We start from the raw sequence: 5,811 nt of genomic DNA, 5'->3' as shown, positions 1-5,811 counted from the left end.
CAAAAANACNATAAAATCATTAAGATACTAAAACAGAAAATAATTTCAGCATTTATTGTTCATTTTTCCTTTAACATCTATCGATATTTTCGCCAAAATAACACCTCATCACATAGGGTTATACTGATAATAAAAAAATAGTGAAATCACCGGCTTTTCTTGATCTTGATCAATTGCAACGGCCATTGAAAGCGCAATATATAAATAACCAACAAATTTAATTTAACGCCTCATAAAACGCGTTAAATAAGCGCCCTGTCGATACTCAGAAACGCAAAATAAAAACTAAAGTAACTTTTGTAATTAAAGAAACCACTGAGTAAGACGCTGGCGTAAACGTTATTTTCAACAACTTGCAGATACTCATTATGAAAGAGAAAAAGACAACCATACCGCCTGCCGGTGCAGTCAAGCCAACGACTGCGAATAAAAAACCTCTCCTGATGATGGCGCTGCCGATTATCGTTGCCGTGCTGTTATTGTTCGTCCCGGTCCCCGAAGGCCTGCCGCCGTACGCCTGGCACTACTTCGCTATCTTTGTCGGAGTGATCGTCGGGTTGATTTTTGAACCGCTGCCCGGCGCCGTTATCGGTATCACCGGCGTGGTAGTTATTGCCCTGTGCAGCCAGTGGCTGCTGTTCAGCCCGGATCAGATGGCCGCGCCAGGCTTCAAAATGGCTGGCGCCTCCTTTAAGTGGGCGGTGAGCGGCTTCGGCAACTCCACCGTGTGGCTTATCTTCGGCGCGTTCATGTTCGCCGCCGGCTACGATAAAACGCAGTTCGGCCGCCGCCTGGCGCTGATTCTGGTGAAATATCTTGGCCGTCGCAGCCTGACGCTCGGCTACGCCATCACCTTCGCGGATCTGCTGCTGGCGCCGTTTACGCCATCTAACACCGCACGCAGCGGGGGGACTATCTACCCGATTATCGCTAACCTGCCGCCGCTGTACGGTTCAAAGCCAAACGATCCGAGCGCACGTAAAATCGGTTCCTATCTGATGTGGGTAGCGATCACCGCCGCCTGTATTACCAGCTCGATGTTCCTGTCGGCTTTGGCCCCGAACCTGCTGGCCCTGGCGCTGGTCAAAAGCATTGTTGGCATCAATATCTCCTGGGGCACCTGGTTCATCGCCTTCCTGCCGCTGGGTATCCTGCTGATTCTGGCTATGCCGCTGCTGGCCTACTGGTTCTACCCGCCGGAAGTGAAAGTCAATAACGAAGTGCCGCTGTGGGCCGCGCGTGAACTGGAAAAACTGGGCAAACTGTCGCGCAATGAAATTCTGCTGCTGGTATTCGTCTGCTTCGCGCTGATGATGTGGATCTTCGCCGCAGACTGGATCGAACCGGCGCTGGCTGCCCTGCTGGTTATCGTGCTGATGCTGTGGACCGGCGTGCTCTCCTGGAGCGATATCACCAACAACAAAGCGGCATGGAACACCTTTGTCTGGTTCGCCACCCTGGTGGCACTGGCCGACGGCCTCTCCTCCACCGGCTTTATCGCCTGGCTGGGTAAAGAGGGCGGCGCGCTGATGAGCGGCATCTCCCCGGGGATGGCGACCATCGTCCTGCTGCTGGCGTTCTACCTGCTGCACTATCTGTTTGCCAGCACCACCGCGCACACCACCGCGCTGCTGCCGGCCATGCTGACCATTGCCTCGACTATCCCGGGAATGAATATGGAAGTGTTTGTCCTGCTGATGGTCACCTCGCTGGGCGTGATGGGGATCATCACCCCGTACGGTACTGGCCCAAGCCCAATCTACTACGGCAGCGGCTACCTGCCGACCAAAGATTACTGGCGCCTCGGCACCATCTTTGGCGCCATCTTCCTGGCCGCCCTGCTGCTGATTGGCTATCCGTGGATGTCCATGATGTTCTGATTCATAACCGCCGGGACTACCCCGGCGGTTTTTATCTTTATGGAGTAAGTGACTATGTCGACTAAACCGTTTGTTTATCAGGATCCGTTTCCGCTGGCGCTCGACGATACGGAATACTATCTGCTCAGCAAAGAGCACGTCTCCGTCGCCGAATTTGACGGCCAGCAGGTCCTGAAAGTAGAGCCGCAGGCGCTGACCCTGCTCGCTCAGCAGGCCTTCCACGACGCCGCCTTTATGCTGCGCGTCTCCCATCAGCAACAGGTCGCCTCGATTTTGCTCGACCCGGAAGCCAGCGATAACGATAAATATGTCGCCCTGCAGTTCCTGCGCAACTCGGAAATTGCCGCCAAGGGCGTGCTGCCGACCTGCCAGGATACCGGCACCGCGATTATCATGGGGAAAAAAGGCCAGCGCGTCTGGACCGGCGGCGGCGATGAAGCCGCTCTGGCGCAGGGCGTTTACAACACCTATACCGAAGATAACCTGCGCTACTCACAGAACGCGCCGCTGGATATGTATAAAGAGGTTAACACCGGCACCAACCTGCCGGCGCAGATCGATCTCTATAGCGTCGACGGTGAAGAATATAAGTTCCTGTGCATGGCGAAAGGCGGCGGTTCCGCCAACAAAACCTATCTGTACCAGGAAACCAAGGCCCTGATCACCCCGGCGAAGCTGAAAAACTACCTCGTTGAGAAGATGCGCACTCTCGGCACCGCCGCCTGCCCGCCGTACCACATCGCGTTTGTGATCGGCGGCACCTCAGCGGAAGCGACGCTGAAGACCGTCAAACTGGCCTCGACCCGCTATTACGACGGTCTGCCGACCGAAGGTAACGAACACGGTCAGGCGTTCCGCGACGTGCAGCTGGAGCAAGAGCTGCTGCAGGAAGCGCAGAACCTCGGCCTCGGCGCGCAGTTTGGCGGGAAATACTTCGCCCACGATATCCGGGTGATCCGTCTGCCGCGCCACGGCGCCTCCTGCCCGATCGGCATGGGTGTCTCCTGCTCCGCCGACCGCAATATCAAAGCCAAAATTAACCGCGACGGTATCTGGATCGAGAAGCTGGAGAGCAATCCGGGAAAATATATTCCTGAACATCTGCGTCAGGCCGGCGAAGGCGAAGTGGTAAGCATCAACCTGAATCAGCCGATGAGCGAGATCCTGGCGCAGCTGTCGGCACATCCGGTCTCCACCCGCCTGAGCCTTAACGGCACCATTATCGTGGCCCGCGACATCGCCCACGCCAAGCTGAAGGAACTTTTCGACAACGGCGAGGCGCTGCCGCAGTACGTCAAAGATCACCCGATCTACTACGCGGGCCCGGCAAAAACGCCAGCCGGTTACGCTTCCGGCTCCCTCGGCCCAACCACTGCCGGCCGCATGGACTCTTACGTTGATCTGCTGCAGTCCCACGGCGCGAGCATGGTGATGCTGGCGAAAGGCAACCGCAGCCAGCAGGTGACCGATGCCTGCCATAAACACGGCGGCTTCTACCTTGGAAGCATCGGCGGCCCGGCGGCAGTGCTCGCCCAGCAGAGTATCAAGAGCCTCGAGTGCGTGGCCTATCCGGAACTGGGGATGGAAGCTATCTGGAAAATCGAAGTGGAAGATTTTCCGGCGTTTATCCTCGTCGATGATAAAGGCAACGACTTCTTCCAGCAGATCCAGAATAAGCAGTGCGCGGGCTGTAAACAGCACGGCTAACGCTATCCTCTGACGCTGATATCAGGCCGTCGCCGTTTGGGCGACGGCTTTNNNNATGTCCGCGTTTACCCAGCTTGAATTCACTTCGCACCAGGCTATGCTCAACTACAAGCCCTCCGTTTTNTGCTGAAAAATAACAATAATTCTTATCTCAGGTGCCTCAGTGAACAGGATGAGCATCGTTATCCTCTGGGCGCTGGCGCTGCTGGTGCTCCAGCCGGCGCTGGCCGCCGAACCGCGACAGCAGCCAACCGCGCGCGAGCAGGCACGCACGGTCACGATTTTCCACCAACCTGTCGTCATGTTGCAGGCCACCTTTGGCCAGACCACGCCCGAAGAGCGCGTTTTGCGCACCCGCAGCGCCCTGCGCGCCTTCACCGAAGATGATATTCGCCAGCCGCTGCGGGTCGTGCCTGTTATCCGCTATGGTCAGCCAGGCAGACTGTTTCTGATGAACGGCAAACCGGTGCTGCTGCTGAGCCAGGCGGATCTCGACGAGGGCGATGATTTAACCCTCGACCAGGCAGCCCAGCGGGTGCTGGCGCGTATGGAAGCCCAGCGCACCAGCCTCCAGGAGCAGTTCAACAACCGCTATCTGTTCATCTCCGCCGGTAAAGCCCTGGCCGGGGCGCTGCTGCTGGCGCTGTTTTACTACGGCGCCTTCCGCGCCTGGCGGCGGGTGCGACGTTTTTTCCTGCTGCGGATCCTCGAAAAACGTAGCGCCATACCGCAGCACTGGCGGCGCTATCTCGGCAATATTGAAGTTCGACTCTATGCTGTGCTGGTCATCCTTCTCGGCATGCTGGCCTGTTATCTCTGGCTGAGCTGGGCCTTCAGCCTGTTTCCCTGGACGCGGGTGTGGAGCGAATCGCTGGGCGACTGGTCGCTGGGGGTGATCCGCGACCTCTCTCTGTCGATTGTCGCCTCCCTGCCGGGACTGATGATCGTGGTGCTTATTTTCCTTCTCACCTGGCTTATCATTCGCCTGGTGAAGGTGGTTCTCGACCAGGTCGCCGCCGGCCGCATTCAGGTTCCCGGCATTCATCCGGAGACCGTTAGCGCCACCCGTCGACTTATCTCGGTGGTCATCTGGTTGTTTGCCCTCTCCGCCGCCTACCCGTTCCTTCCCGGCGCCAACTCTCTCGCCTTCAAAGGCATTAGCGTGTTCTTCGGCCTGATGCTGACCCTCGGGTCAACCGGAGTGATGACCCATGCGATGAGCGGCCTGGTGCTGATCTACTCTCGGGCGCTGCGCAAAGGCGACTGGATCCGCCTCGCCGATAATGAGGGTCAGGTCAGCGAGATTGGCGTGCTGGCGACCAAAATTCTCACCCGCGAAAATTACATCGTTACCGTCCCGAACGCGGTGGTGGTGAGCGGGAAAATTATTAATCTCAGCGCCGAAAGCGCCGACGGTGGAGTCAACCTCACCACCAGCGTCACCATCGGCTACGATACGCCGTGGCGTCAGGTCCATGCGCTGCTGGAGCTGGCGGCGAGACGCACCCCGGGGATCGATCAGCAAATTGCCCCGGTGGTGCGTAAGCTGGGATTGCTCGACTGGTATACCTCGTATGAGCTGCAGGTGCGCTTACTCCCCACAACCAAGCTGCCGGATGGCCGCAACGCATTGCATAGCAGCATTATTGATGTGTTTAACGAATTCGGTGTGCAGATTATGTCGCCGAACTTTGTGATGCAGCCAAAGGCGGCGGTAGTGGTGCCGCAGGAAGCCTGGTACGCCGCCCCGGCCGTCGCGCCGCAGGAGCCGGAGAAATAAAGGTTAACGTAGCGGCATTTCTGCCGGGTGGCGGCTGCGCCTTACCCGGCCAGGGGTTCGTGCGGCCTGTCACTCATTTANCCANTTGCGCGACTGAAACTGCCGGTGCTGGCGGNCTCAAAATCGCTGAGACGTTCCCGGAAGGCCGGGGCAGCCCGCATGGATGCGGGCTGAGGGCCGTGTTTTGCAGGGACGCTGCCTCGGCCCGACCCGCAGCCTGCAGGGATAANNCGAAGNNACCNCGCAGNGGCGATTTTGCTGGCCGGAGCCCGGGGNTACAGGGGGCGGCGGCGACTGGCCGCCCCCTGTGCGCTCCCTGCGCCATANGAGACANAACGCAGAAGATCAACCGGGAGCGCAATCTGNCCGGAATTAACATAGAAGTTGTAGCCCTGCCAAACGTTGTGGTCCTGCCAAACATAGTGCGAACAGGGACATTTCCGG

The 5,811-nt window shown here is 57.9% G+C and carries 3 protein-coding genes; all 3 read left to right on the top strand.

What is annotated here, in order from left to right; translation table 11 throughout:
* The first annotated feature begins 368 nt into the window (after positions 1–368).
* The 3 genes from VZP09_RS07695 to VZP09_RS07685 all read left to right on the top strand — a co-directional run bounded on the left by VZP09_RS07695 (position 369) and on the right by VZP09_RS07685 (position 5,367).
* Positions 369–1,880 (top strand): anion permease, encoded by a 1,512-nt coding sequence (locus tag VZP09_RS07695; protein ID WP_004148278.1) that lies wholly within the window; start codon positions 369–371, stop codon positions 1,878–1,880.
* 54 nt (positions 1,881–1,934) lie between these two features.
* Positions 1,935–3,587: a class I fumarate hydratase FumA gene (fumA, locus tag VZP09_RS07690; protein WP_087830686.1), complete on the top strand. Its 1,653-nt coding sequence runs from the start codon at positions 1,935–1,937 to the stop codon at positions 3,585–3,587.
* A gap of 163 nt (positions 3,588–3,750) precedes the next feature.
* The gene (locus tag VZP09_RS07685) at positions 3,751–5,367 is read left to right on the top strand and encodes a mechanosensitive ion channel family protein (protein WP_004179708.1); all 1,617 of its coding nucleotides are present in this window, start codon (positions 3,751–3,753) and stop codon (positions 5,365–5,367) included.
* The last annotated feature ends 444 nt before the right edge of the window (positions 5,368–5,811 follow it).

It is taken from the genome of Klebsiella sp. EMBS2024, from assembly GCF_036233805.1.
In the GTDB taxonomy this organism is placed as follows: Bacteria; Pseudomonadota; Gammaproteobacteria; order Enterobacterales; family Enterobacteriaceae; genus Klebsiella; species Klebsiella pneumoniae.
This window is presented reverse-complemented; position numbering and strand designations above follow the sequence as displayed.

Excerpts from the sequence above, each read along its gene's own strand:
- fumA (WP_087830686.1), top strand. The coding sequence starts at position 1,935 with ATGTCGACTAAACCGTTTGTTTATCAGGATCCGTTTCCGCTGGCGCTC.
- VZP09_RS07695 (WP_004148278.1), top strand. The coding sequence starts at position 369 with ATGAAAGAGAAAAAGACAACCATACCGCCTGCCGGTGCAGTCAAGCCA.